Below are 26,860 nucleotides of genomic sequence, written 5' to 3'. Positions count from 1 at the left end.
CTGCTGGTGGGCATCTATCGTGATCTGAGTCGCAGCCCCGGAGTCTTCCGCATCCTCATGGCGCAGCTGACCGCTCGCTTCCCGTTCGGGATGCTGTCGATCACCATGCTGCTGCATATTCAACTGGGCTACGGCAATTACACGTCGGCCGGCGTCATCCTCGCCGCCGAGAGCGTCGGGCAGGCCGTCTCCGGCCCGCTGACGAGCCGTCTCATGGGTCGCTGGGGCATGCGCCCGGTGCTCACCGTCACGACGCTCGCCTGCGCGACGTTCCTCACGGTGATCGCGCTGACCCACATGCCGCTCGGCGTGGTCACCGTGCTGTCGCTCCTCGTCGGCCTCACCACGCCCCCGGTGACCCCCGCTGTCCGCACCATCTACCCGAAGATGGTGCCGGGCAAGCAGCTGACCGCGCTGTTCTCGCTCGACGCATCGGCACAGGAGATCATCTGGATCATCGGCCCGGTGGTCGCCGTGTTCGTGTCGACGCAGCTGAACACCACGCTCGGCCTGCTCACGGCCGCGGCGTTCATGCTCGGCGGCGGCCTCTGGTTCATCATGAGCCCGGAGGTCGGCCGCGTGCGGATCCCGCGTGCACGACGACGCTTCGGCGCGATCCTGTTCCGCCCGACCGTGATCGTGGCGACCGTCACCGGGTTCTTCTTCGTCGCGTCGTTCGCCGCGATCGAGGCCGGGATCGTGGCCGCGTTCGGGCACGAGGGCGTCGAGGCCGGCGTGCTGCTCGCGATCTTCTCTGCCGGATCGATCGTCGGCGGCCTGCTCATCGGTCATCGCAGCATCTCGAAGTGGTCGCTGTTCTGGCGTGTGCTGATCGTGGCGCTCGGCACCGCGCTCTGCCTCGTCGCCCTGAATCCGTGGTGGCTCGCCGCGGTGCTCTTCGTCGGCGGCCTCGGCACGGCACCGACGTTCACCGCGATCTTCTCGATCGTGAGTTCGACCGTGAAGTTCTCGGAGTCTGCGGAGGCCTACGGCTGGGTCGGCACCGGGCAGCTCGTCGGCGTCGCCCTCGGTTCCGCGTTCGCGGGCATCGCGATTGACCAGGCGGGGCCGAACGGCGCGATCCTCGTGTCGGCGATCCTGCTGATGCTGACCGCCGTCACCGCGGCGATCAGCGTGCCCTGGATCCCCGATCTGCGCGGTCGCGACGCGAGCCCGCTGCCCGACACCGAGCCGGTGCAGCTTCCCGACGCGAGCTGATCGCCGCTCGGTGCCCGGCAGGAGCCGGGTACCGAGCGATACGCGCCGAGTACCGGGCCCCGGACCGGGTCAGTTCGATCCGCTCCACGCGGCCGGGATCAGGGCCCACAGCACCTCCGCGCCGTCGGCGCCGGTGGTCCAGGTGTGCGGCGAGCGCCCGGGGAACGTCAGCGTGTCGCCCGCGACGAGCCGTTCTTCGCGGTCAGACAGCCGCAGGTGCAGCGAACCCGCGACGACGTGCAGCACCTCGAGGTCGCAGTTGACGGTGTAGAGGGCCTCGCCCCCGCTGGCGTTCGGCGCGAGCGAGGAGCGGATCAGCTGCACTCGCGATTCCGAGCGGGGCGTGACCTGCCGCTCGAGCGCGCCCTGCCCGCCCATGTTGATGCGCGGGGCGTCGTCGAGGGCGATCCGCTGCACCTCCGGCGGCTCGAACAGGCTGCCGATCGAGATCGAGAGCGCCTCGCAGATCTGCAGCAGCGTGGCGAGGCTCGGCGAGGTGGCATCGCGCTCCAGCCGGCTGAGGAACCCTCGGGTGACGCCGGTCGCCTCGGCGAGCTGTTCGAGCGTGAGGTTCTGGGCGAGCCGGCAGGCGCGCAGCTGGGCTCCGATCCTGATGTCGCCGGACCCGGCTTCGGGATTCACCGCTCGCATGGCGCCTCGTTTCGTGTCTCGCTCGCAATCGACTCGCGTTGACCGTTCGCCGGTCGCGGACCTATAGTCGAGGTGGAGTTCACCTCCACGCTTCACATGTTTACCACAGGTAAACATAGAAACCTAGATTTCACGAAAGGACCCGACGTGACCGATCACACGCCGCAGGGTCCCGTCGACGCGAGCCTCACGCCTCGCTACGCCGGGATCGCCACCTTCGCCAAGCTCCCCCGCATCGAGGACGTGCCCTCGGCCGACATCGCAGTGGTCGGCGTGCCCTTCGACACCGGCGTCAGCTTCCGCCCGGGCGCCCGCTTCGGCCCCTCGCACGTGCGCGAGGCCTCGCGGCTGCTCCGCCCCTACAACCCGGCTCAGGACGTGTCGCCGTTCGCGCTCAAGCAGGTCGTCGACGCCGGCGACATCGTCGCGAACCCGTTCAACCTGACCGAGGCCGTGGACCAGGTCGAGGCCGCCGCGACCGAGCTCGGCGAGAAGGTCGACAAGATCGTCACCATCGGCGGCGACCACACCATCGCGCTGCCGCTGCTGCGCGCCATCAACAAGAAGCACGGCCCCGTCGCCGTGCTGCACTTCGATGCGCACCTCGACACCTGGGACACCTACTTCGGTGCCCCCACCACGCACGGCACCCCCTTCCGCCGCGCGTCCGAGGAGGGCCTCATCGACATGACGGCCTCCATGCACGGCGGCACCCGCGGCCCCCTGTACGGCAAGCAGGACCTGGCTGACGACGCCATGCTCGGCTTCCAGATCGTCACCTCCGAGTTCATCGAGGAGAACGGCGTCCCCGCCGCGCTCGAGCGGATCCGCACCCGCGTCGGCGACAAGCCCCTCTACATCTCGATCGACATCGACGTGCTGGATCCGGCTCACGCGCCCGGCACCGGCACCCCCGAAGCCGGCGGCCTCACCAGCCGCGAGATGCTCCGCCTGATCCGCGGTCTCGCCGATCTCAACATCGTCGGCGCCGACGTGGTCGAGGTCGCTCCGGCCTACGATCACGCGCAGATCACCGCGGTCGCCGCGAGCCATGTGATCTACGAGCTCGTCAGCGCGATGGCGGGCCGCGAGGCCTGATCCCCGACCGCCGGTCCCGCTTCGGCGGGGCCGGCGGTTCCACTTCCCCTCCCTCCGCACCGCAGCAGCTCCCGCAGCACCCGTTCATAGGAGAACCGATATGCCCACTCCCACCGAAGCGGCCGTGCTCGACGCCGCAGACGCCATCATCGACGCGTTCGCGGCGACCGACACCACCGCCTACTTCGCGGGCTTCTCCGCCGACGCGAGCTTCATCTTCCACCCCGAGCCCGCGCGCCTGAACTCGCGCGCCGAGTACGAGGCGCTGTGGGCCGGTTGGGTCGAGAGCGGCTGGAAGGTCACTTCCTGCAGCTCGACCGACCGCCTCGTGCAGGTGTTCGACGGCGGCGCGGTCTTCAGCCACACCGTCGCCACGAGCATCGACTCCGCCGACGGCCCCGACTCCTACGTCGAGCGCGAGAGCATCATCTTCCGCGCCGAGGCCGACGGCGGCCTCGTCGCGATCCACGAGCACCTCTCGACCGTGCCCGAGACGAGCGCCGACGCATGAGCAGCCCGGAGACGATGGCCGTCAACCTCGACGGCCAGGACGAATCCGCGGGCCCGGTCCGCGGCACCCAGGGCGTGCTCCGGATCGGCATGATCTGGCTGGCCGCCAACCTGGTGGTCACGACCCTCCTCACGGGCACCCTGTTCGTCCCCGCGGTGTCGTTCGGCACTGCGAGCGCGATGATCCTCGTCGGCACCCTGCTCGGCGTGATCGTGCTCGTGCTCGTCGGCAACATGGGCACGCGCACCGGGCTCCCCACCATGGCGCTGACCCGCGGCTCGTTCGGGATCCGCGGCAGCATCATCCCCGCCGCCGCGAACCTCATCATCCTGATGGGGTGGAGCTGGGTGCAGGCGATGCTGGCCGGTGTCACCGTCAACTACCTCGTGCACGAGGCCACCGGATTCTCGAACCCGGCGCTGTTCTCGGCCATCTGCCAGGGCATCGTCGTGGTGCTGGCCATCTTCGGCCACACGGGCATCTCGCGGGTCGAGCCCTGGCTGGCCCTCCTGATCCTGATCGTGATGGGCTTCGTGTTCGCCGCGGCCTTCGGCGCGTTCAGCCCCTCCGAGTTCGCCGCGCTCCCCGTCGACACGAGCCTGGGCGGCACCCCGTTCATCACGCTCGACATGGTGCTCGCGACCGCCATCTCGTGGACCGTCCTCTCGGCCGACATGAACCGCCACGCGAAGAGCAGCACCGCCGGCATCGTCGGATCCGGCATCGGCTACACCCTGTCCACCTGCATCGCGATGCTGCTCGGCCTCGTGGCGTTCAGCACCGTGCTGCTGCGCGGCGGGGACGCCACCGCGTTCGACCCCGCGGTCATCGTGGGCGAGTTCGGCTGGCCGCTCGGGATCGCGATCTTCCTGTCGGTCATGGCGACCAACACGATGGTCGTCTTCGGCATGGTGACCTCGGTGGTCAACGCTCAGTCGCGCTGGCACCTGCGCTTCCTGCCGACCGCGATCGTGCTCGGCATCGTCTCGATCATCGGCTCCACGTTCCTCGGCCTGCTGAACCAGTTCACCGACTTCCTCTTCGTCATCAGCGCCTTCTTCGTGCCGGTGTTCGCGATCATGATCGCCGACTACTACCTGCTCAAGCGACGCGGCTATTCCCGCCAGATCCTGCACGAGCGGCGCGAGAGCCGGTACTGGTACTCGGGCGGTGTCAACTGGGTCGCCGTGATCGTCTGGGTGATCGGCGCAGCGGCGTCGTACCTCATGTCGTACGTGCTCCCGAGCCCGATCGGCGCGAACATCCCGGCCTTCATCCTGAGCTTCCTGCTCTACCTCGGCCTCATGTACGGCCTCGGCGGCGTGCGCGGCCTGGGGCTGCGCGACCCGCGCGACGCGGAGCCGACCGGGCACCTGCTCGACGGCGCGGACACCACGAGCGCGCTGCGCCTCGAGCACCCCAGCGCGACGCGCGCCCCGCGCCCGGAGTGACGCGATGCTCGTCGATCTGAGCCACCCGCTCGAGACCGGGATGCCGGTGTTCCCCGGCGATCCCGAGGTGCGGATCGAACCGGCCCTCGCGGTGCCCGAGGACGGCGTCGCGGTCGCGCGGCTCGACCTCGGTTCGCACGCCGGCACCCACATCGACGCGCCGTCGCACTCGGTCGTCGGCGGAGCGACGGTCGACGAGCTGCCGCTGGAATGGCTGGTCGGTGACGCGCGGGTGCTGCGCGTCACCGATCCCCGCCCCGACACCGCGTACGGGATCGACGATCTCGCGGAGCCCCTCCCCGAGCGCCTGCCCCCGGCGGTCCTGATCGCCACCGGATGGGACACGCGCTTCGGCTCCGATGCCGCCTTCGCCCATCCGTTCGTCGATGCGGACCTCGCGGAGCGGCTCTGGGGCGCCGGGGCCCGCGTGCTCGGCGTCGACACGCTGAGCCCGGACTCGACGCCGCGCGCCGTCTCCGGCGCAGGGCTGCCCGTGCACGAGCAGTGGCTGGGACGCGGCGGCGCCATCGTCGAGAATCTGCGCGGACTCGGTCAGCTCCCAGCGAACGTGCGGATTTCGCTGCTGCCGCTCCGGATCTTCGGCGGCGACGGTTCACCGATCCGCGCAATCGCAGAAACGACGGTTTCCGAAGCCGTCCAGCCCCCGGACCCCCGGGATCCGTAGCCAGAACCGGTGACCCGCGCGGGAATCCGGAGCTAGTGCTCCCCGTCCGGGTGTGCCAAACTGGCTGCAACCACGCTAACGACGAAGTTCACAAGGAGTGTGTCATCCATGGGCAAGTACGCCGTCATCAATCCCGCGACCGGTGAGACCGTCAAGGAGTACCCCGACGCCACCGCGGCGGAGATCGAGAGCGCGCTCGAGAGCACGCAGCGCACCTACCAGGAGTGGTCGCGCACCACCACGGTCGCCGAGCGCGCCGCCCTGGCACACCGCGCAGCCGAGCTCTTCGAAGAGCGCAAGGACGAGCTGGGCGCCATCATCCACCGCGAGATGGGCAAGCCGCTCGACCAGTCGATCGGCGAGGCCGAGTTCTCGGGCGCGATCACCGAGGCGTTCGCCAAGAACGCCGAGAAGTGGCTCGCCGACGAGGAGCTCGAGGTCGAGGACGGCCTGAAGAGCTTCTTCCGCTTCCAGGGCATCGGCGTGATCCTCGGCATCATGCCGTGGAACTACCCGTACTACCAGGTCGCCCGCTTCGCGGTCCCGAACCTGATCCTCGGCAACACCGTGATCCTGAAGCACGCCGAGCAGTGCCCCGAATCGGCACTCGCGCTCGAGCAGATCTTCCTCGACGCGGGCTTCCCCAAGGGCGCCTACGTCAACGTCTTCGCGACGCACGAGCAGATCTCGACCATCATCGCCGATGACCGCACCCAGGGCGTTTCGCTCACCGGTTCGGAGCGCGCGGGTTCGATCGTCGCCGAGCAGGCCGGCAAGCACCTCAAGAAGTGCGTGCTCGAGCTCGGCGGCTCGGACGTCTTCATCGTGCTCGACACCGCTGACATCGACCACGCGGTCGAGCACGCGGTCGGCGGCCGCATGGAGAACACCGGTCAGGCCTGCAACGGCTCGAAGCGCATCGTCGTGCTCGACACGGTCTACGACGAGTTCTCGAAGAAGTTCGAGGAGGCCATCGCCGGCCAGTCGCTCGAGGCGGGCAACTACGGCCCCCTGTCGTCCGAGAAGGCCACCGAGACCCTCAAGGCTCAGGTGCAGGGCGCGATCGACCAGGGCGCGGAGGTGCTCGTGGGCAACAACGCTCCCGAGGGCAACTTCTACACCCCGACCGTCATCGGCGGCGTGACCCCCGAGATGGACGTCTACCGTCAGGAGCTCTTCGGCCCCGTCGCGCAGCTCTACAAGGTGTCCAGCGATGAAGAGGCGATCCGCCTCGCCAACTCGTCGCCGTACGGCCTCGGCTCCGTGGTCATCGCCGACGATCTCGAGCGCGCCGAGCGCGTGGGCAACCAGCTCGACGTGGGCATGGTGTTCATCGGCGGCGCCGGCCTCGAGGGCGCTGACGTGCCCTTCGGCGGCGTGAAGAAGTCGGGCTACGGCCGCGAGCTCGGCAAGGGCGGCATGCTGGAGTTCGCCAACAAGAAGCTCTTCCGCTTCGCCGAGTAATCCACTCGCACGCAGAGGGCCCGGGATCCGTCAGGATCCCGGGCCCTCTGCGTGTTCCGGTCGGGGCCTGCCGAGCGTCAGACCCCCGGCACGTGGCGCTCGTCGACGCCGTCGTACGCCGACAGCGGGCGGATCAGCGCGTTCGACGCCGCCTGTTCCATGACGTGCGCGGTCCATCCCGTCACGCGGGCAGCGATGAAGAGCGGCGTGAAGATCTCGGTGTCGAAGCCGAGCAGACGGTAAGCGGGGCCCGACGGGTAGTCGAGGTTCGGGTAGATGCCCTTGCGCGCCACGAACTCCCGCTCGAGCGTCTCGTAGAGCCCGGCGAGCCCGGTATCCCCCGATTCGTCGAGCAGCACCCTGAGGGCGCGGTCCATGGTCGGCACGCGGGAATCGCCGTGCTTGTAGACCCGATGACCGAACCCCATGATCTTGCGCTTCTCGGCGAGCGCGCGGTCGAGCCAGGCGCCGACCGCGTCGGCGGATCCGATCTCGTCGAAGATGTGCATGACCGCTTCGTTGGCGCCGCCGTGCAGCGGCCCCTTCAGAGCCCCGATCGCGCCGACCACGGCCGAGTAGAGATCGGAGGTCGTCGAGGCGATCACTCGTGCAGTGAAGGTCGAGGCGTTGAAGGAGTGCTCGGCGTAGAGCACCATCGAGACTCGGAAGACGTCGACCGCCGCGTCGGACGGCAGCTCGCCGAAGGTCATCCAGAGGAAGTTGCGGGCGTAGTCGAGGTCGTCGCGCGGCGGGATCGGTTCCTGCCCGCGTCGACGGCGCTGCACCGCGGCGACGATGGTCGGCAGCTGCGCGAAGAGGTACGCGGAGCGTCCGAGGTCGAGTTCGCGATCGGTCCAGCCGCCGGGCCGGTGAAGCGTCTCGTCGAAGGTACCGAGCTGGCTCACGACCGTTCGCACGATGTCCATCGGGTGCGCGTCGCTCGGGATCGCGTCGAGCAGCGCGAACGTTCGTGGGTCGAGCGGTCGCAGCGAGCGCTCCATCGCCTCGAACGACGCCAACTGAGCGGCGGTCGGCAGCTCGCCGTGCCAGAGCAGGTACGCGACCGCCTCGAACGGCTGGCTCGCGGCGAGCTCCTGCACCGGGTATCCGCGGTAGAGCAGGCTGTTGCTCTCGGGGTTGACCTTCGAGATCGCGGTCGTGTCGACCACGACCCCCGCGAGGCCCTTCTTGATCTCCGTATCGGTCATCTTCGACTCCTTCGTCGCGTCTCGGCTCGTCCTGCGCAGTCGCAGGATCTCATGCGGTGCTCGGGGGATCCTGCGACTCCGGCGATGCAGCGGAGCCGCAGGATCGACTCAGCGCTCGACCTCGAAGTTGAACACCCCGGAATCGAATCGGTTGTAGGCCTCGTAGTCGACCAGGTCGTAGAGGTCCGCCCGGTGCTGCATCTCGTCCAGACGACCCCGCAGGTGCCCCTCGTCGTTCAGCGCGTCGAGAGCGCGACCGGTCGCGCCCATCGCGATGCGCAGCATCGACACGGGCCAGATCACGATGTTCATGCCGATGTCGGCGAGCTGCTGCGCGCTGAACAGCTCGCTCTTGCCGAACTCGGTCATGTTGGCGAGCAGCGGCACGTCGACCGCGCCCCGCATCGTCTCGAACTCCTCGAGCGTGCGCATGGCCTCCGGGAAGATCGCGTCGGCGCCCGCGTCGACGAGCGCCTTCGCGCGATCGACGGCGATATCGAGTCCCATCGGCCCGTCGGCGGTCGCCCGGATGTCGGTGCGCGCCATGATCAGGAAGTTCGGGTCCCGACGCGCATCGACCGCCGCGCGGATCCGCTTCGCCGCGGTGTCGACATCGACGACGGCCTTGCCGTCGAGGTGACCGCACCGCTTGGGGTTGATCTGATCCTCGATGTGGCAACCCGCGATCCCGGCGTTCTCGAGGCTCTGGATCGTGCGGGCGACGTTCATCGGCTCGCCGAAGCCCGTGTCGGCGTCGATGATCGCCGGCAGCTCGGTCATGCGGGCGATCTGCTCCCCGCGGCCGGCGACCTCGCTCAGCGTCGTGAGCCCGATGTCGGGCAGCCCCAGGTCGGCGGCGAGCACCGCTCCCGAGATGTAGACGCCGTCGAATCCCTTGCGTTCGATGAGCCGGGCGGAGAGCGGATTGAACGCACCCGGGAAGCGGAGCAGCTCACCGCTCGCGAGGCGTTCGCGCAGCGCCAGCCGCTTCTGCTCGGCGGTGGTCTTCGAGTACAGCATCAGAAGAGTCCCTTCGGGGCGGCGGAGAGGTCGATGACGCCCGGCGCGGCGACGATGTTGAGCTCGCGCACCTCGTCGACGGTCAGCTCGGGCAGCCGCTGCACGAGCTCGAGGAACCGCTCGATCTCCGCCGGTTCGAGCACGGGCTCGGCGAGGATCCGGAACTTCGCGATGTAGTTCTCGCGGGCGAAGGGGCGCGCACCGAGCGGGTGGGCGTCGGCGACGGCGATCTGGTCGACGATGGTCGTGCCGTCGGCCAGCGCGATCTCGACGCGACCGCCGAAGGCCTTCTCATCGGGATCCTCGGAGTGGTAGCGACGGGTCCACTCGGGATCCTCCGCAGTGGTGATCCTGTGCCACAGCTCGACCGTGTCGGGGCGCCCCGCCCGCTCGGGCGCGTAGGAGTCGACGTGGTGCCAGCCGCCGTCCTGCAGCGCGACCGCGAAGATGTACGGGATCGAGTGGTCGAGCGTCTCGCGCGAGGCCTTCGGATCGTACTTCTGCGGATCGTTCGCCCCCGAGCCGATCACGTAGTGCGTGTGGTGGCTGGTGTGCAGCACGATCGACGCGACGTTCGCGGGGTCGGCCAGCTCGGGGTGCGCGCCGTGCAGCTTGCGCGCGAGGTCGATCCAGGCCTGCGCCTGGTATTCGGCCGAGTGCTCCTTGGTGTAGCTGTCGAGGATCGCGCGCTTCGCTTCCCCCGGGGCCGGCAGCGGCACGTCGTACGACGCGTTCGGACCGTCGAGCATCCAGGCGATGACGCCGTCCTCGCCCTCGTAGATCGGCGCGGGAGCGGTCTGCCCGCGCATGGCGCGGTCGACGGCCTCGACCGCCATCTTGCCCGCGAACGCCGGCGCATGCGCCTTCCAAGTCGAGATCTCGCCCTTCCGGCTCTGCCGCGTCGCGGTGGTGGTGTGGAGCGCCTGCGCGACCGCCTGCGCGATCACCGGGGTCTCGAGGCCGAGCAGGGTGCCGATGCCCGCGGCGGCGGACGGGCCGAGGTGCGCGACGTGGTCGATCTTGTGCCGGTGCAGGCAGATCGCACGCACCAGGTCCATCTGGATCTCGTACCCGGTCGCGATCGCACGCACCACCGCGGCGCCATCGCTGCCGACGTGCTGGGCGACCGCGAGGATCGGCGGGATGTTGTCACCCGGGTGCGAGTACTCCGCGGCGAGGAAGGTGTCGTGGTAGTCGAGCTCGCGCACCGCGACCCCGTTCGCCCATGCCGCCCACTCGGGGCTCGACAGCGCGGCGTCCGCACCCGTGCTCGGCAGGCCGAAGATCGAGGCGCCGGCACCGCCGGTCGATACCGGGTGATCGAGAGCCTGCGCGCGTGCGGCGATGATGGGACCGCGGTTCAGCGATGCTGCGGCGACCGAGGCGTTGTCGATCACGCGATTGATGATCATGTCGACGACGTCGGCATCGACCGGGACGGGGTCCGTCGCGACCTCCGCGATCTTCCAGGCCAGCTGTCCCTCGCGGGGCAGCTCCTCTTCGCTCGTGTGAACGCGGACGTGGTGGATGACGGTCATGGCGTGCCTTCCGTGTGGGTCGGGGACGAGCCCGCGATGGAGCTCAGGATCGAGATGAGCGCGTTGTGCAGGTGCACATGGGTGGCGTGCGCGGCGAGCGCGGCGTCGCCCTCGGCGATCGCACCGGCGATCAGCGCGTGCTCGCCGGCCGAGACGACGAGACGCTCCGGGTTGTCCTTCGCGAGCTGTCGGACCCGGACGAGATGGGTGTGCACGGTGCGCAGCGCGGAGGCGAGATAGTCGTTGCGGATCGCGTCGCCGACCGCCGCGTCGTAGGCGGAGATGAGCGCGTAGTAGCCCGCATGCTCCGCCGGGTCGGCGAGCCCCGGATTCGCGGTCGCGGCAGCGCTGAAGGACTCGGCAAGCGCGGTGAACACGGCCGCATCGCCCCGTTCCGCAGCGGCCCGGACGGCGAGCTCCTCGAGTCCGCGCCGCAGCTCGAAGAGACTGCGGATGTCGTTCTCGTCGATTCCGGCGACCACGGTGACCCGCGGCGACTGCTGCACGACGAAGCCCTCCGACCCGAGACGGACGAGCGCCTCCCGCAGGGGCGTGCGACTGATGCCCAGCCGCGCCGACTGCTCGACCTCGGCGAGCACCGCCCCGGCCGGGAGCGCGCCGGTCTGGATCTCGTCGAGCAGCACGGCGTAGGCGCGCTCGACCGCGGTCGTGCGTCCCCCGATGTTCATCGCCATGCTCTATGTATACACTCAGACCCCTCGAAGCGCAATGGATCCCCTGCGTTCTGCCGTATGCATGCAGAATGCCGATTCGAACGCCGTGGAACGGACCGCGTGTCGGCGCTCCCCGCTAGACTTCGCCCATGTCGCAGTTCGCTTCCGTCGCCCCCGCAGCACCCACCGTCTCCGCGGCGCTCGCGGGTGCGCTCGCCCGCCACACCGCGCAGGGCTTCGCCCGCATCGCCCGGGTCAACGCCACACTGGTCACCGACCTCGAGCAGCACGGCATCGGCGTCACCATGGTGGGGCACGAGGTCGCCACGATCGCCTCTGCGGACGCCTTCGCGCGCGCGACCGGCACCCTCGCGGTGGCCGTCACCACCACGGGCCCCGGATTCACGAACGCGCTCACCGCGCTCGCCGAGACCACCCGGGCACGCGTGCCGCTCATCGTGCTCGCGGCCGACGCCCCGACCACGGGCAACCGCCCGTGGGACGTCGACCAGGAGATGCTGGCGGCTGCGCTCGGGGTCCGCACCCTCACCGTCACCCCCGACAACATCGACGCGATCGTCGACCGCGCGGTCGATTCCGCGCTGCGCACCCGGCGCCCGGTCGTACTGTCGGTCGCCATCGACGTCATCGGCGCGCCCGCGTCGCTCACCGATTCGCGCGGCATCGACCTCTCCGACCCGGCGGTCATCCGATCGTTGAGCGCGGCGACGCTGCCCTCGGCCGCCGCGGTCCCCGCGGCGATCCCGCACCCGCCGACGGGCGTCAATCCGGTCGAGCGCACCTCGGCGGTGCAGGCGCTGACGGTCGCCATGCGCCCCGTCATCATCGCCGGGCGCGGGGCCTGGCTCTCGGGCGCGGCGACCGAGCTGGGCCTCATGGCCGACGCACTGGGAGCGATCACCGCCACCACCGCACTCGCCCGTGGAATCTTCCCCGCCCAGCACTTCGACGTGGGCGTCGTCGGCGGACTCGGTCAGGATGCGGCGATGCGGCTCATCTCGGAGGCCGACGCGGTGCTCGTTGTGGGCGCGAGCCTCAACTCCTTCACCACGGCGGGCGGCACGCTGTTCGGGCCGCACACTACTGTGGTGCGCATCGACGTGGACGACGTCCCCGCTCCGGAGGCCGATCACGAGATCGTGCAGCACCGGCTCCGCGGCGACGCCTCCGCCGTGCTGCGCGAACTGCGCGAGACCCTCGCCCTCTCCCGTCCCGCTCCGAGCGGCTGGCGCGAGCGGGTGCCCGGGCTCGAGCCCGGCGGCGCCCTCAGAGTGCGCGACACCGGTTTCGTCGAGCACCCCACCGGAATCTGCGCCGACGGACTGCTCGATCCGCGTTCCGTCGCGACGAGGCTCGCAGAACTCCTCCCGCTCGACCGATACGTCGCCACCGACGGCGGGTCGGCGATCGCCTGGTCGGGCCGCTACTGGTCGGTGGCCTCCCCGGCCCGCTCAATCATGGTGGGTTCGGCGTTCCGTGCCATCGGGCTCGGCTGCGCATCCATCGCGGGCGTCGCGGCCGCCGCCCCGGGGTCCACCGCCGTCCTCTCCACAGGAAGCGACCCGGGCCTGCAGGCGCTCGACGACGTCGAGACCGCGATCCGCACCGCGCAGCGCTGCGTGATCGTCGTCTGGAACGACGGGTCCTCGGCTGCCGACTTCGCCGCACTCGCGAACGCGCTCGGTGCGCAGGGGGTCTCGGTCACCGAGCTCGCCCACCTCGATGCGCTGGCCGCTTGGAGCGCGGCCGGCGGGACGGGCACGATCCTGCTGGACTGCCGAGTATCGCCGACCGTGCCGAGCTACGTTCCGCGCACTCACTAACTCGGAGCACCTGCTGCGAGTCTGCCGTGTCCGGCAGCGAAGCAGGACACGGCAGACTCACCTCACGTGCAGGAGCATCGGCTTCGGCTCTTCCACCCTGGCCACTGCGATCTTCACCTCGACGATGTCTGCAGCAAGCTGACGAAACTCACCGCGGAGCTGACCGATTTCGGAGCGCATCTCGGAACGCATCTCGGAACGCATCTCGACGAACTGCGCGTCGACCTGTTCGAAGCGTCGATCGATGCGTGCTTCCATGCGGTGCAGCATCGCGGCGAGACCGCCGAAGAGCGTCGCGGTCGTGCCGAGCGCGGTCACGATCGTGGCGATCACGTCCGGGGTCATGCTCGCACCTGCTTTCGGGGTGTTCTGCGTTGCGTTCAGGGGACACGGTACGCGGGTTCGGTCGGAGAGATGCGGGAACAGCACGATCTGTGGATAACTCGTCCCTCTACCGTTCGAGCAGCACTCCGGCGAAGTAGTCGGCGATCAGCTCGGGTGCATCGAGCGGCAGCACCGCCGCGACGTAGTGATCGGGACGCACGACGACCACGGCACCCGCGCGGTCGATGCCCCGCTGCTCGAAGATGTCCTCCCCGGGCAGCGCGGCGTAGACCTTCTCGTAGTCAGTGAGCCCGAACGGACCGCTCGCCGGCAGGAACAGCTTCGGCACCGAGGGCAGCCCGACCCGATCGTGCGGCTGCTGGTAGACGGCCTTCACGTCGAGCAGCGCGTCGATGTCGGCTCCCTCCGGCGTGTAGCGCCGGACCGGCGATGCCGGATCCTCGAGCATCCAGGCGGCCCACTCGGCCAACCGCTCCCCCGTCGCATCAGCGAAGGCGTAGACCCTGAACCGCCCGTCGGCCCGGTGATGGTGCCCGAGGTGCACGGGCACGGCATCGGCGACCCGCGTCGTCATCACCGATTTGAAGCGTTTGCCCAGAGGGAAGCCCGTCGCCAGCGACTGGTGCGCGTCGCCGCCGGTGAGCATGGACTCCGTGTACTGGGTCATGAAGCCCGCGGGGAACTCGGCGGTGGCGACGTAGAAGTCCTCGAGCTCGGACGGGGAATCGAACTCCTCGGGCTTCTTCGCCATGAGCGTCGACCACTCCCGATCGAAATCGATGAGGTTCTTCGACGTGACCCAGCGCTCGTCGGAGTAGGTCTTCAGCAGCGACTCGGGGCTGCGGCCCTCGAGCACGTACCCGAGCTTCCAGCCGAGGTTCCAGCCGTCCTGCATCGACACGTTCATGCCCTGCCCGGCCTTCGCGCTGTGCGTATGGCACGCGTCGCCCATCAGGAACACGCGGCCCTTGCCGTCGGGCAAGCTGGCGGCATCGTCGAAGCGGTCGGTCAGGCGATGGGCGACCTCGTACACGCTGTGCCACGGAACATCGCGCACGTCGAGCGTGTAGGGGTGCAGGATCGCGTTCGCCCGCGCGATGACCTCGTCGAGCGGAGTGTGCCGAACCTGCCCGCCGTCGTTCTCGTCGGTCTCGCCGAGATCCACGTAGATGCGCGCCAGGTGATTGCCCTCGCGCGGGATGTGCAGGATCGATCCCGCCTCGGAGTGGATGATGCACTTCTTGCGGAAGTCGGGGAAATCGGTGACCGCGAGCACGTCCATGACGCCCCAGGCGTGCAGGGAGGTGGATCCGGCGAGCGAGCCGCCGATGGAGCGGCGTACGGAGGACCGGGCGCCGTCGGCCCCGATGACGTACTTCGCGCGGACCGTGACCGTCTCCTCGGCCGCACCGTCCTCCGCCTTCTCAGCGTTGATCCCTGCCCCGCTGAAACCCGAGACCTTCCGGAGCGTCACCAGGACCGGGTACTCCCCTTCGCCCGTGACCTCGAGATCGACGAATTCGTAGCCGTAGTCGATGTCTCCGCGGGCCGGCGCGCGCCGCGCGTAGTCGGCGAAGTAGTCGATGACTCGGGCCTGGTTGACGATGAGGTGCGGGAACTCGCTGATCCCCTGCGGATCGTCCGGGGTGGTGGAGCTGTGGACGATGTTCGCGGGCCGGGCGGGGTCCGGGGTCCAGAAGCTCGTCTCAGTGATCTGGTAGGCCTCCTGGATGATCTGCTGCGCGAAGCCGAACGCCTGGAAGGTCTCGACGCTGCGCGCCTGGATGCCGTCGGCCTGGCCCAGCACCAGTCGGCCGTCGCGGCGCTCGACCACCCGGGTCACCACGTTCGGGAACTGCGCGAGCTGCGCTGCGGCGACGATCCCCGCGGGGCCGGATCCGACGATGAGCACGTCGATCTCGCTCGGGAGCTCGGCCGGTCGGTCGAGACCGACGCCCGCGGCGGGTGCGATCCTCGGATCGCCCGACACGTAGCCGTGGTGGTGGAACTGCATGGCTTCTCCTTCACTGCGCTGTGACGCCGGGCCGAGTTGCGGGAGGCCCACCCCGGGAAAGCTGTGTTCAATAAATGAACACCAAGTTTGAATACTGCACACACATCATATGTCGGAGGCGGCCCGGGCACAACGCGCCCGCGAGCCCGCGGTGCGACCCGCAGGACCCGTCCGGATCCGCCACAATGGTCGCATGGTTTCTCCCGCCGAGACGCCGGCGGGAACCGCCGGATCGCAGACGCTCGACCGCGGCCTCCGCGCCCTCGAAGCACTCGCCGACGCCGAGCGTCCGATGTCGATCAGCGAGCTCGCCGACGCCCTCGGCGTGCATCGCTCGAACGCCTACCGGATCCTGCGCACGCTCGAGGAGCACCGCTTCGTCCTGCGCGACGACGCTGGTCTCATCCGGCTCGGCCCGCGTCTCGCCGCGCTCGGCCGCGGTGCGGCGTCCACACTGCACTCCGCGGCGCTGCCCGAACTCACCGAGCTGGCCAACACGGTCGGCATGACCGCGTTCGTGACCGTGCTCGACGGCACCGAGGTCATCACTCTCGTCAGCGTCGAACCGCGCCGCAGCCACGCCACCGTGGCACAGCGCCCCGGCACCCGGCATCCGGCCACGGCAGGCGCCCCCGGCCATGCGATCGAGGCCTCCCTCTCACCTGCCGAGCGCGTCGCGGTCTTCGGCGATGTGCCGCTGAGCGAGGGCGCCGAGCAGTGCCAGATCGACGGCTACGCGCTGAGCCACGACGAGGTGATCCGGGGACTCACCTCGATCGCGGTCCCGCTGCGCCTCGAGGGCGAACCGCCCGCGGCACTCGCGGTGGTGCACATCGGCGTCCCCGACGACCTCGCGGAGCTCGGGCTCGAGATGCGGCGCGCGGCAGCCCGCATCGTGCGCGCCGCCGGCTGAGCGGCCGACCGCAGGTTCTCACCGCCGTCGGCCGCTCCCGACCGGGCTCAGGCAGCCTTCTCCCACACGAAGTGACCGCGCTGCTGCACGTCCTCGTGCTCGGGACCGAGCGGGATCCCGGTGCGGTCGCGCAGCAGCAGCGTCGCGACGAACGCGATGACCATGACGCCCGCGATGTAGAACGCAACGGACAGCGAGGTTCCGGTCTCGGCGACGAGCCAGGCCGAGATCATCGGAGCGAACGCGCCGCCGAGGATCGCGCCGATCGCGTAGGCGATCGAGACGCCCGAGTACCGGATCGACGCCGGGAACAGCTCCGCGAAGTAGGCTGCCTGAGGCCCGTAGGTGAGTCCGTTGCCGATCGCGAAGAGCGACAGCCCGAGGAACAGCAACCAGACGTTGCCCGTGTTGACGAGCGGGAACAGCACGAAGATGACGGCGAGGAACGCGATCCACCCGGCGATGTAGGTGTTGCGACGGCCGATGCGGTCCGAGATCGCCCCGGCGAAGAAGGTGATCGCGAGCCAGACCAGCGAGGCGGCCGCAACCGCGAGCAGCACCGGCGTGCGCTCCATCCCGACGAGCCCGCCGTCGGCGATCGGCGTCGTCGCGTAGTTCTGGATGTAGCCGCCGGTCGTCATGTATCCCGCCGCGTTGTTGCCCGCGAAGGTGAGGGCGGCGAGGAGCACGAGCAGCCAGTGCTTCCGGAAGAGCTGCACGATCGGGATCCGGGTCCGCTCCTTGCGCTCCGAGATCTCGGCGAAGACCGGGCTCTCCTCGACCGCGCGGCGCACGAAGATGCCGACCACCACGAGCACGAAGCTCAACAGGAACGGGATGCGCCAGCCCCACTCGAGGAACGCGGCTCCGGGCGAGACGACCCCGGTCATGAGCGCGAGCACGCCCGAGGCGAGGAGCAGGCCGATCGGGACCCCGATCTGCGGGTACGCCCCCATGAGGCCGCGCCGGTTGCTCGGGGCGTGCTCGACCGCCATCAGCACGGCACCGCCCCACTCGCCGCCGGTCGAGAGGCCCTGCAGGATGCGCAGCAGCATGAGGAGCACGGGCGCGAGCATGCCGACCTGCGAGTAGGTGGGCAGCACGCCGATGAGCGTGGTCGCCGCCCCCATCAGGATGAGCGTGATGACGAGCATCGCCTTGCGGCCCACCCGATCGCCGAAGTGGCCGGCGAGGAACGCGCCGAGCGGCCGGAACAGGAAGCTCACGCCGACGGTCGCGAACGAGATGATCGTCGCGGCCTGCGAACCGGCGGGCTTGAAGAAGAGCTCGCCGAAGACCAGGCCCGCCGCGCTCGCGTACAGGAAGAAGTCGTACCACTCGATAGTGGTTCCGATGACGGTCGCGGCGGCGACTCGGCGCAGCTCTCGCGGAGAGGACGCGGTGGCGGGTGCGGAAGACATGGCTATGGGGACTCCTTTGTCGGCGGCCAACTAGTGAACGCGATGTGCGTTATCTGAACACCAATTCGAGATGTTCACCCTAACAGGAGTTCGCCTGCGCTGTCGCGCCCCTCACCGGATCAGATGCACGACGTGCCGCACCTCCGAGACGTCCCGCCGCCCGTCCGCCACGAAGAACCCGCGCTGCAGCTCCGCGAGTTCCGGCTCAGCGGTCTCGAATCGCAGCTGCACCCGGAAGTACGGTGCCTCGCCCTCCGCAGCGGCCGCCCGGATCCCGATGGCCCGGATCCCGATGAGCCCGCCACCGCTGATTCTCGCGGAGTAGCCCGCGTCGATCTCGACAGCGTCATCGGAGCGCAGCAGCTGCCGGTCCCCGCCGCCGGGAAGGATCTCCGCCCGCAGACGTCCGATCCCCAGGCGCTCGGCGTCCTCGCCCGGCAGCCCGCGCAGCTCACCGCCCAGCACGGGCGTGAATCTGCGGCGACCGTCCCGCGTCTCACCGAAATCGAGCGGCTCGCCGAGTCGGACCCGGATCTCGGCGACCGGGACCGCTTCGAGCCGGGGTCCGCTCCGCACCGATCCTCCGGGCTTCATGCCGCGCCGGAATCGCGCAGCGATGCGGCCGGTGCATCGGCCGGCCGGCGCACGCCGAGGGACGGCCGCGCGGCGAGCTCGGACGGATGGAACCCGGCCGCCCGCTTGTACTCAGCCGCGATCCCCTCGAGCTCCGCCGCCGAGATCGCATCGTGCACGTCGGAGAACCCCTCCGGCGCGCGCTCGAACGCCAGTTGCATGACGCGCTCGGGTCCCGTCTGACGCGTCAGCTCGAGCAGCCGAGCGGTCGCGGGCCGACGGTCCGCCTCGTACGCGGCGAGCGCCGCCGGAACACCCGCCGCGGTTCCGCCGAGCGCCACGTGGTACGCGAGCGTCCGCGCATCGAGCGTGGCCTGCGAGCCACCGTTCGAACCGTTCGGATACATGGCGTGCGCCGCGTCACCGAGCAGGGTCGTACGCCCGAAGGTCCATTGCGGGATCGCATTGCGGTCCACCATCGGGTACTCCAGCAGCTCCTCGGCACCGGCGATCGTCGCGGGGACGTCGAGCCAGTCGAAGCGCCAGTCCGCAAACAGCTCGGCGATCGGCGCCCGCTCGACCTGACGATTCCAGTCCGCGCCGGAGACGCCGCCTCCCCGACGCTCCGCGATGAAATTGACCCGGATCCTGCCGTCCTCGAGCGGCACTCCCAGCGGGTAGGCGACGAACTTCTGCTCGGCATCGCCCGCCATGATCATGGTGCGCCCGTCCAGGAACGGCTCGACCAGCGCGGTGCCGCGCCAGAGGGTGAGCCCGCCCCACCGCGGTCCCCCCTCTTCGGGGTATCGCAGCGAGCGTGCCACGGAGTGGATCCCGTCCGCCGCGACGACGAGGTCTCCGGCCAGTTCGACGCGTTCGCCGCCGGCGACCTCGAAGGTCGCGACGGCACGCCGTTCGGCGTCGCCGGGTTCGAGCGCGACGAGCGAGTGGCCCAGGCGGATGACGTCACCGAGACGCTCCTCGACGAGGTCGCGGAGGAGGATCTGCAGGCGGCCGCGATGCACCGAGAGCTGCGGCCAGGCATAGCCCGCGTCCCGTCCGCGCGGCTCGCTCCAGATCGCCTGCCCGTGCCGGTTGAAGTACGCGAGCGTGCCCGGTTCGACGCCGAGTTCCGCGATCCGATCGGCCACCCCGAGCTCGGTGAGCTCTCGGACGGCGTGCGGCAGCAGGTTGAGCCCGACACCGAGACCGCGGATCTCGCGACTGCGTTCAGCGACCACGATGTCGCGGAAGCCCGCGGCCTCCAGGCTGAGGGCGGTGATGAGGCCTCCGATGCCGGCCCCGACGATGACGATCTGCATGCGTGTTCTCCTTCGGTCGCGTGCGCAGAGAGCGTAACCGCCGGGAAACTCAGATGTCAACGCCATTGACATGACCATTGACGAATGCATCGCTCGTCGGTGGTACGATTTCGTCGTCCATCAGCGACCGGTCGGCGGATCCGACCGGGGCATCGCAGAAGGCGTTCGAAAAAGGGGCGCTGAACCGGCAACGGCGAGACATACAGCTTCCTCGTACATCGACGTCTCGGAGCTCAGCATGTCTCAGCACGCGCCCGCCTACCCTGTTTCCCCCTCCGCCGGAACCGACCACGGCCGGTCGGACTCTCCGCGATCCGAAGGATCTCAGCACCCCGCCACCGTCTCGACGGCGCTCGCGACCGCGCTCGCCCAGCGGGCCACCCACGCGTTCGCCCTGATGGGCAACGGCAATGCGCATCTGATGGAGGGCCTGCGCGAAGCCGGGCTGCCCATCACCACGGTCCGCCACGAAGCGGCGACCGTCGCCTCGGCCGACGCCTACCATCGGGTCGGCGGCGGTCTCGCGATCGCGAGCACCACCTACGGCGCCGGGTTCACGAACACCCTCACCGCGCTCGCCGAGTCCGCGCAGGCCCGGATCCCGATGCTCGTCGTGGTCGGCGACGCTCCCACCGGCGGCCCCCGCCCCTGGGACGTCGACCAGGAGCTGCTCGCCGCGGCCATCGGCGTGCGCACGCTGACCGTCGGCACGACCGGGATCGACGCGCTGGTCGAGCGAGCCGCCGATTCGGCCACGCGCACACGACGTCCCGTCGTGCTCGCGATCCCGTACGACATGCCCACCGCTCCGGTCACGGCCGGATCGACCGCCGGCTCGGCGGCCGTCGACTCCGCCGCGCTGCCGTCGGCCGCCGCGCTCGCTCCGACGGCGCCCTCCGAGCAGCCGGCCCCCGCCGTCGACACGCCCCCGCTCGACGCCCGAGAGCTCGATCTCGCCGTCGCAGCGCTCGCGCGGGCGGAGCGCCCCCTGATCCTCGCCGGTCGCGGCGCGTGGATCTCGGGAGCCGCCGCCGAGCTCGGCGCCCTCGCCGACGCCCTCGGCGCCGTCACGTCCTCCACCGCGCTCGGCCGCGGCATCTTCCCCGAGCAGCGCTTCGACCTCGGCGTCACCGGCGGCTTCGGCCAGGAGGCCGCGATGGATCTCGTCGCGACCGCAGACGTCGTCCTCGCCGTGGGCGCGAGCCTCAACCAGTTCACGATGCGGTTCGGCGATCTGCTCGGCGCGGGCACGGTGCTGATCCGCGTCGACGTCGACCGCGTCGCTCCCCCGAAGTCCGCGCACCCGATCGAGCAGACCCTGCTGCAGGGCGACGCCCGCACCGTGCTCGGCGCGCTCCGGGGCGCACTCGGGGACGCGCGCCCCGAGCCCAGCGGATGGCGCGAGCGGGTCGCCGGCCTCGAGCCGGGTGGCGCCCTGCGAGTGCGCGACACCGGCCTCGCCGAGCACCCCGACGGAATCTGCCCCGACGGACGTCTCGATCCCCGAGCGGTGGGCTCCCGTCTCGCGGAGCTGCTGCCCGAGGACCGCCACGTCACCACCGACGGCGGGCACTTCATCGGCTGGACCAACATGTTCTGGCCGGTGGCCTCGCCCGAGCGCATGGCGATGGTCGGCACCGCCTACCAGACCATCGGCCTCGGATTCTCGACCGTCGCGGGCGTCGCCGCGGCCGCGCCCGATTCCACCGTCGTGCTCTCGACGGGCGACGGCGGCGGCCTCATGGCGCTCGCCGACCTCGAGACCGCGATCCGCACCGCGCCGCGCTGCGTGATCGTCGTCTGGAACGACGCCGCGTACGGGGCCGAGGTGCACCTCTACGGACGCATGGGTCTGGATCAGACCCCCATGCGGATCCCCGACGCCAACTTCGCGGGCCTCGCCTCGGCGCTCGGCGCCACCGGCGTCCGCGTCGAGCGGCTCTCGGATCTCGATGCCCTCGCCGAGTGGAACGCCGCCGGCGGTACCGGCACGATCCTGCTCGACTGCCGGATCTCGTCGAGCGTGGTCGCTCCGTACCAGGTCGAGATCCAGCGGGTCAACGGCGTGGCCTGAGCGGCCGGTTCTGCCGCATCGACGGATGGACGCCGCACCGACGGATGGACGCCGCACCGACGGGTGGACGCCGCACCGACGAGCGGATGCCCCATCGGCGACCAACTCGCCGTCCATTCGTCGTCGAGGCATCCAACGGTGCCGCACGCGCTGCGCATTCCGCATAAACACCGCCCGCAGAACGACGATGCGCCGCTCCCCTCCTCGGGGAACGGCGCATCGTTCAGTACGGCTCGATCAGGAGCCGCGGACTACCAGCGGGGCTTGCGCTTGCCGTCGGAGCGGTTCTCGCCCGAATCGCGACGGTCGCCGCGATCCCACGAGCGTCCCCCGCGGTCGCCACCGCGATCGTTGCCCCGGTCACGGTCGCCGTAGGAACGCCCACCGCGGTCGCCACCGCGGTCACGGTCACCGTACGAGCGTCCCCCGCGGTCACCGCCGCGATCGTTGCCGCGGTCACGGTCGCCGTAGGAACGGCCACCGCGATCGCCACCCCGATCGCCGCCGCGGTCACGGTCGCCGTAGGAACGACCGCCGCGGTCGCCGCCGCGGTCACGGTCACCGTACGAACGACCACCGCGATCGCCACCGCGGTCACGGTCACCATAGGAGCGGCCGCCGCGATCGCCACCGCGCTGCGGTCCGTTGTCGACCGCGATGTTGATCGGAGTCCCGCCGATGCGGGTCTGGCTCAGCGCCTCGAGGGTCTCACGCGAGAGATCCTTCGGCAGCTCGACCAGGGAGAAATCGTCGAACACCTTGATACGGCCGAAGTCGTCGCGGGTCAGGTTGCCCTCGTTCGCGAGCGCGCCCACGATCTGGCCGGGCTGCACGCGCTGGCGGCGTCCCACCTCGATGCGGTACTGCTGCAGGTCGTCGCGCGTCTGGCGCGGGCCGCGATCCTCGCGGTCGCGCCCGGGGCGCTCGCGCTCCGGGCGATCTTCGAGGAAGGTCTTGGCGGTGCGGCGGTCGCGCTCGAACTGACGGTCATCGGCTTCGGTGAGCAGCAGGGGTGTGTCGCCCTGTGCCACGACCGCAAGCGCGGCGGCGACGTCGGTCTCGGGCACGTCGTGGTGACGCACGTAGTGGGCGATGATGTCGCGGAACGCGTCGACGCGTTTGGTCTCGCCGAGCGCCGAGGTGATCGCATCGTCGAAGCGCGAGAGACGGGTCGCGTTGACCTCGTCGACCTGCGGCAGCTGCATCTGCGTGAGCGGCTGCTTGGTGGTCTTCTCGATCGCCTTGAGCAGGCGGCGCTCGCGCGGGGTGACGAAGCTGATCGCGTCGCCCGAGCGGCCGGCACGGCCGGTGCGGCCGATGCGGTGCACGTACGACTCGGTGTCGATCGGCAGGTCGTAGTTGATGACGTGGCTGATGCGCTCGACGTCGAGGCCGCGCGCCGCGACGTCGGTGGCGACGAGGATGTCGAGCTTGCCGTCCTTCAGCGCCTGCACGGTGCGCTCGCGCTGCGCCTGCTGGATGTCGCCGTTGATCGCGGCGGCCGAGTAGCCGCGTGCGCGGAGCTTCTCGGCGACCTGCTCGGAATCGCCGCGGGTGCGGGTGAAGACGATCAGGCCGTCGAATTCTTCGACCTCGAGGATGCGCGTGAGGGCGTCGAGCTTCTGCTGGTACGAGCAGACCACGTAGCGCTGGGTGATGTTCGAGCTCGTCTGGGTCTTGCCCGCGATCTTGATCTCTTCGGGATCGTTCAGGTACTGCTGCGAGATGCGACGGATCTGCGCCGGCATGGTCGCCGAGAACAGGGCGACCTGCTTCTCGTCGGGGGTGTCGGCGAGGATCGTCTCGACGTCCTCGGCGAAGCCCATCTTGAGCATCTCGTCGGCCTCGTCGAGCACGAGGTACTTGATCTGCGAGAGATCGAGCGAGCCGCGCTTCATGTGGTCCATGATGCGGCCGGGGGTGCCCACGACGATGTCGACGCCGCGGCGCAGCGCCGAGAGCTGCTGGGTGTACGACTGCCCTCCGTAGACCGGGAGCAGGTGCACCTCGGGCAGGTGGGCCGCGTAGCTCTCGAACGCTTCGCAGACCTGCAGCGCGAGCTCGCGCGTCGGTGCGAGCACGAGCGCCTGCGGGACGCCCTGGCCCGGATCGATGCGGGACAGGACCGGAAGCGCGAACGCCGCGGTCTTGCCGGTGCCGGTCTGCGCCAGACCGACGACGTCGCGGCCCTCGAGCAGGACGGGGATGGTGGCGGCCTGAATCGCCGACGGGGTCTCGTAGCCGACGTCGGTGATCGCGCGGAGGACGTCGTCGGCGAGACCGAGGTCGGCGAACGTCACCCGCTGTTCCGGTTCTTCGGCGGGGGTGGTGGGTTCGTTCTCGGCCTCGCTCGTGACGGGGCTCTCGTTTTCGCGCATCATGCTATTCTACGCGATCCTGGTGACGCGCGGGGAACGTCGATCCGCACCCCGGTTTTCCACCGGCTCGCTCGGCTAGACTCCGGCGCATGGAACCCGCGATCGAAGCCGTCGGGCTCTCGCGCAGCTTCGGCGAGATCCCGGTCGTGCACAACGCCACACTCTCGGTCGCGCCCGGCGAGATCACCGCGCTGGTCGGCCCGAACGGCAGCGGCAAGACGACGCTCATGCTGATGCTCGCGACGCTGCTGCGCCCCGACCGCGGCACCGTGCGGATCGCCGGCCGCGACGCGATCGAGGATCCGTTGGCGGCCCGGACCGCGCTCGGCTGGATGCCGGACGCGCTCGGCGTCTGGCCGACGCTGACCGTGCGCGAGACGCTGCTGGCCGTGTGCGGCATGTACGGGCTCCGCGGCGCTGCGGCGGCCGGCCGCACCGATGAACTGCTCGCCCAGACCGAGCTCGTCGAACTCGCGGGGCAGCGCAGCAACACCCTGTCCCGGGGGCAGAAGCAGCGGCTCAGTCTGGCGCGGGCGCTCGTGCACCGACCGCGCGTGCTCCTGCTCGACGAGCCGGCGTCCGGCCTCGACCCGGAGGCCCGGCTGACGCAGCGACGCATGCTCACCGAGCTCGCCGCCGAAGGGGTCGCGATCCTCGTCACCAGCCACGTGCTCGACGAGCTCGACGAGATCTCGACCGGGGTGGTGTTCCTCCGCAAGGGCCTGACGACCGCGCCGGAGGCCGTCGACGCCGCGCTCCAGCGCGGCAGCCGCTGGCGCGTCCGCTCGCTCGACGAGCGCGCGCTCGAGACCGAGCTCGCCCGGCTGGGGATCCCGGCTACGAGCCGGGCGTCGCTCAGCGGCACCGTGCATCTGATCGACGCCGCGGACGAGAAGGCCGCCACGGCCGCGCTCTCGGCGCTCGTCTCGGCCGGCGTCCCGGTGGTCGAGTTCGCCCCCGCCTCGAGCACGCTCGAGCAGGCCTTCGTACGGCTCTCGCACCCGGGCGCCGAGATCGCCGCCGACCCGGAGGCCACGCGATGACCGGCACGGTGCCCGCGATCCCGCCCGCGTTCGAGGTCCGCCCGCCGGGCTTCTGGCGGGGCATGCGGCACATCGCCGCGCTCGAGCTCCGGCAGCGCCTGCGTTCGCGCACACTGCTCGTCCTCGCGATCGTGTGGTTCTGCCTGATCGGCGTGGTCACGGGCGCGATGTGGCTCTGGCTCTCGGCCATGAGCGGCGCGTACGGGCAGGGTTTCGACTCATACCCCCTGTTCTCGGTCATCGTCTACTTCGTACTGCTGTTCGGCACGCTGGTGGCGCCGGCGATCTCCGCCGGTTCGATCAGCTCCGAACGCTCGGGCGGCACCCTCGCGACCACCCAGGTCACGCTCATCGGCACCTGGTCGCTGCTGCTCGGCAAGGCCCTCGCGGCCTGGATCACGGGTTTCGCGTTCCTGGTGGTCGCGGCCCCCTTCGTGGTGATCAGCCTGCTGCTCTCGCGCACCGATCCCCTGCAGCTCCTCGTGGCGGTGCTCGCGCTGGCCCTGCAGATCGGGGTCTTCACGGTGTTCGGCGTCGCGCTCTCGGCGATGATCTCCTCGCAGGTCTTCGCGATCGTCACCGCCTATCTGCTGGTCGCGCTGCTGTCGATCGGCACCCTGATCGCGTTCGCGCTGTCGGTCGGGGTCAGCACGCGCTACGTCGACATCAGCTACCAGACGTTCTCGCCGGGCTACTGGAACGCCGTCAACGCGTGCTCGGCCGATACGAACGACGAAGACGCCATCGCCAAGTGCACGGAGGCCGTGCCGGTCGAGTGCGTGACCGAGGCGACCACCGTCCCCGTCTCCCCGACGTCCGGCATCTGGTGGGTCCTCACCCCGAATCCCTACGTCGTCGTCGCCGACATGGTCGCGCCGCGCGCCGGCAGCGCCCACGCCTCCGACGACCTGTTCTCGGGGATCTCGACGCTGGTCAGGGGCATGCAGGACGACCGCGCCAAGCCTCAGGACTGGAACGACTGCCCGGCGCCCCGCAGCGAGTCGTCGGCGTCGGCGCCGTCCGAGACCGGCGCCCCGGTGTGGTGGATCGGCGCGACGGTGCAGCTGGTGCTCGCGGCCGGCCTCCTGTGGGCCGGGCACCGCCGCCTGCGCACCCCGGCGGCCAAGCTGCCGCGCGGCGCCCGCGTCGCCTAGGCCCGCGGCTGCGCGGCCGCCGCGCCCACGAGGTCGCGCGCCGCGCCGAACAGGTCGCGCTCGCTCCCCCGCCAGACCGCGGCCAGTGGCCGGGTGATCGGTTCGCCGAGCATCTCGACCGCGCGCATCCGGCCGAGCCGCAGATCGTCGGCGACCGTCAGATCGCTGAGCACGGCGGGCCCGAGTCCGCCCGCCACGGCGGAACGCACCGCTGCCTCGGTCGAGAGCACGACCGCCGGTGCCGCGGGCGCGCGTCCGAGG

The 26,860-nt window shown here is 70.3% G+C and carries 23 protein-coding genes; 11 read left to right on the top strand and 12 right to left on the bottom strand.

The window, feature by feature from the left end:
• Positions 1-6 precede the first annotated feature (6 nt).
• Positions 7-1,218: an MFS transporter gene (locus XM48_RS07815; protein WP_156174976.1), complete on the top strand. Its 1,212-nt coding sequence runs from the start codon at positions 7-9 to the stop codon at positions 1,216-1,218.
• 69 nt (positions 1,219-1,287) lie between these two features.
• Here the strand turns inward: XM48_RS07815 and XM48_RS07810 are convergent, their stop codons facing one another.
• Positions 1,288-1,869 (bottom strand): helix-turn-helix transcriptional regulator, encoded by a 582-nt coding sequence (locus tag XM48_RS07810; protein ID WP_046455248.1) that lies wholly within the window; start codon positions 1,867-1,869, stop codon positions 1,288-1,290.
• Between the two features lie 147 nt (positions 1,870-2,016).
• Here XM48_RS07810 and speB point away from each other — a divergent pair, with 147 nt between their 5' ends.
• The 5 genes from speB to XM48_RS07785 all read left to right on the top strand — a co-directional run bounded on the left by speB (position 2,017) and on the right by XM48_RS07785 (position 7,078).
• Positions 2,017-2,967, top strand: a complete 951-nt coding sequence (gene speB, locus XM48_RS07805; RefSeq protein WP_046455247.1) for an agmatinase — start codon at positions 2,017-2,019, stop codon at positions 2,965-2,967.
• 100 nt (positions 2,968-3,067) lie between these two features.
• Positions 3,068-3,478, top strand: a complete 411-nt coding sequence (locus XM48_RS07800) for a nuclear transport factor 2 family protein (protein ID WP_046455246.1) — start codon at positions 3,068-3,070, stop codon at positions 3,476-3,478.
• Positions 3,475-4,929, top strand: a complete 1,455-nt coding sequence (locus XM48_RS07795) for a cytosine permease (protein ID WP_046455245.1) — start codon at positions 3,475-3,477, stop codon at positions 4,927-4,929. The genes XM48_RS07800 and XM48_RS07795 overlap by 4 nt, the downstream gene beginning before the upstream one ends.
• A 4-nt stretch (positions 4,930-4,933) precedes the next feature.
• On the top strand, positions 4,934-5,614 hold the full coding sequence (locus XM48_RS07790) for a cyclase family protein (RefSeq protein ID WP_046455244.1): 681 nt from the start codon (positions 4,934-4,936) through the stop codon (positions 5,612-5,614).
• Between the two features lie 108 nt (positions 5,615-5,722).
• A complete protein-coding gene (locus XM48_RS07785; RefSeq protein ID WP_046455243.1) occupies positions 5,723-7,078 on the top strand; it encodes an NAD-dependent succinate-semialdehyde dehydrogenase in 1,356 nt (451 codons plus the stop codon).
• Between the two features lie 77 nt (positions 7,079-7,155).
• On the opposite strand, the gene XM48_RS07780 is transcribed toward XM48_RS07785, so the two are convergent.
• From XM48_RS07780 to XM48_RS07765, 4 genes are all read right to left on the bottom strand, one after another.
• Positions 7,156-8,286 (bottom strand): bifunctional 2-methylcitrate synthase/citrate synthase, encoded by a 1,131-nt coding sequence (locus XM48_RS07780; RefSeq protein WP_046455242.1) that lies wholly within the window; start codon positions 8,284-8,286, stop codon positions 7,156-7,158.
• 108 nt (positions 8,287-8,394) lie between these two features.
• Entirely contained in the window at positions 8,395-9,306 is a 912-nt protein-coding gene (gene prpB, locus XM48_RS07775; protein WP_046455241.1) for a methylisocitrate lyase, read from the bottom strand.
• Positions 9,306-10,844 carry an MmgE/PrpD family protein gene (locus XM48_RS07770; protein WP_046455240.1) on the bottom strand — a complete coding sequence of 513 codons (1,539 nt, stop codon included), beginning with the start codon at positions 10,842-10,844 and terminating at the stop codon, positions 9,306-9,308. The genes prpB and XM48_RS07770 overlap by 1 nt, the downstream gene beginning before the upstream one ends.
• On the bottom strand, positions 10,841-11,539 hold the full coding sequence (locus XM48_RS07765; protein WP_084821060.1) for a GntR family transcriptional regulator: 699 nt from the start codon (positions 11,537-11,539) through the stop codon (positions 10,841-10,843). The genes XM48_RS07770 and XM48_RS07765 overlap by 4 nt, the downstream gene beginning before the upstream one ends.
• 128 nt (positions 11,540-11,667) lie before the next feature.
• On the opposite strand from XM48_RS07765, the gene XM48_RS07760 reads away from it, so the two are divergent.
• Positions 11,668-13,362: a thiamine pyrophosphate-binding protein gene (locus XM48_RS07760; protein WP_046455239.1), complete on the top strand. Its 1,695-nt coding sequence runs from the start codon at positions 11,668-11,670 to the stop codon at positions 13,360-13,362.
• A 57-nt stretch (positions 13,363-13,419) separates the two neighbouring features.
• On the opposite strand, the gene XM48_RS07755 is transcribed toward XM48_RS07760, so the two are convergent.
• The gene (locus XM48_RS07755; protein ID WP_156174975.1) at positions 13,420-13,695 is read right to left on the bottom strand and encodes a hypothetical protein; all 276 of its coding nucleotides are present in this window, start codon (positions 13,693-13,695) and stop codon (positions 13,420-13,422) included.
• Between the two features lie 118 nt (positions 13,696-13,813).
• Positions 13,814-15,721, bottom strand: coding sequence for an FAD-dependent monooxygenase (locus XM48_RS07750; protein ID WP_046455237.1), 1,908 nt, complete (start codon positions 15,719-15,721; stop codon positions 13,814-13,816).
• A gap of 193 nt (positions 15,722-15,914) precedes the next feature.
• Here XM48_RS07750 and XM48_RS07745 point away from each other — a divergent pair, with 193 nt between their 5' ends.
• On the top strand, positions 15,915-16,634 hold the full coding sequence (locus XM48_RS07745; RefSeq protein WP_046455236.1) for an IclR family transcriptional regulator: 720 nt from the start codon (positions 15,915-15,917) through the stop codon (positions 16,632-16,634).
• Between the two features lie 47 nt (positions 16,635-16,681).
• On the opposite strand, the gene XM48_RS07740 is transcribed toward XM48_RS07745, so the two are convergent.
• From XM48_RS07740 to XM48_RS07730, 3 genes are all read right to left on the bottom strand, one after another.
• Entirely contained in the window at positions 16,682-18,055 is a 1,374-nt protein-coding gene (locus XM48_RS07740; protein ID WP_046455235.1) for an MFS transporter, read from the bottom strand.
• 111 nt (positions 18,056-18,166) lie between these two features.
• A complete protein-coding gene (locus tag XM48_RS16925; RefSeq protein ID WP_052961372.1) occupies positions 18,167-18,631 on the bottom strand; it encodes a DUF3237 domain-containing protein in 465 nt (154 codons plus the stop codon).
• A 14-nt stretch (positions 18,632-18,645) separates the two neighbouring features.
• The gene (locus tag XM48_RS07730) at positions 18,646-19,950 is read right to left on the bottom strand and encodes a flavin-dependent oxidoreductase (RefSeq protein ID WP_046455234.1); all 1,305 of its coding nucleotides are present in this window, start codon (positions 19,948-19,950) and stop codon (positions 18,646-18,648) included.
• Positions 19,951-20,188: 238 nt separating this feature from the next.
• Between XM48_RS07730 and XM48_RS07725 the strand changes: the two genes are divergently transcribed.
• Positions 20,189-22,024 carry a thiamine pyrophosphate-binding protein gene (locus tag XM48_RS07725; RefSeq protein WP_084821058.1) on the top strand — a complete coding sequence of 612 codons (1,836 nt, stop codon included), beginning with the start codon at positions 20,189-20,191 and terminating at the stop codon, positions 22,022-22,024.
• 251 nt (positions 22,025-22,275) lie between these two features.
• Here the strand turns inward: XM48_RS07725 and XM48_RS07720 are convergent, their stop codons facing one another.
• Positions 22,276-24,402: a DEAD/DEAH box helicase gene (locus XM48_RS07720; protein WP_231580837.1), complete on the bottom strand. Its 2,127-nt coding sequence runs from the start codon at positions 24,400-24,402 to the stop codon at positions 22,276-22,278.
• Between the two features lie 89 nt (positions 24,403-24,491).
• Here XM48_RS07720 and XM48_RS07715 point away from each other — a divergent pair, with 89 nt between their 5' ends.
• Together XM48_RS07715 and XM48_RS07710 are read left to right on the top strand one after the other, a co-directional pair.
• On the top strand, positions 24,492-25,445 hold the full coding sequence (locus tag XM48_RS07715) for an ABC transporter ATP-binding protein (protein ID WP_046455232.1): 954 nt from the start codon (positions 24,492-24,494) through the stop codon (positions 25,443-25,445).
• A complete protein-coding gene (locus XM48_RS07710; RefSeq protein ID WP_046455231.1) occupies positions 25,442-26,599 on the top strand; it encodes an ABC transporter permease in 1,158 nt (385 codons plus the stop codon). Before XM48_RS07715 ends, XM48_RS07710 begins: the two co-directional genes overlap by 4 nt.
• On the opposite strand, the gene XM48_RS16920 is transcribed toward XM48_RS07710, so the two are convergent.
• The coding region (locus XM48_RS16920; RefSeq protein ID WP_231580836.1) for a LysR substrate-binding domain-containing protein at positions 26,596-26,860 on the bottom strand (265 nt) is incomplete at its 5' end. The two genes, XM48_RS07710 and XM48_RS16920, sit on opposite strands and share 4 nt — an antisense overlap.

Origin of the sequence: Leucobacter sp. Ag1 (genome assembly GCF_000980875.1) — a bacterium.
Taxonomy (GTDB): Bacteria; Actinomycetota; Actinomycetes; order Actinomycetales; family Microbacteriaceae; genus Leucobacter; species Leucobacter iarius.
This window is presented reverse-complemented; position numbering and strand designations above follow the sequence as displayed.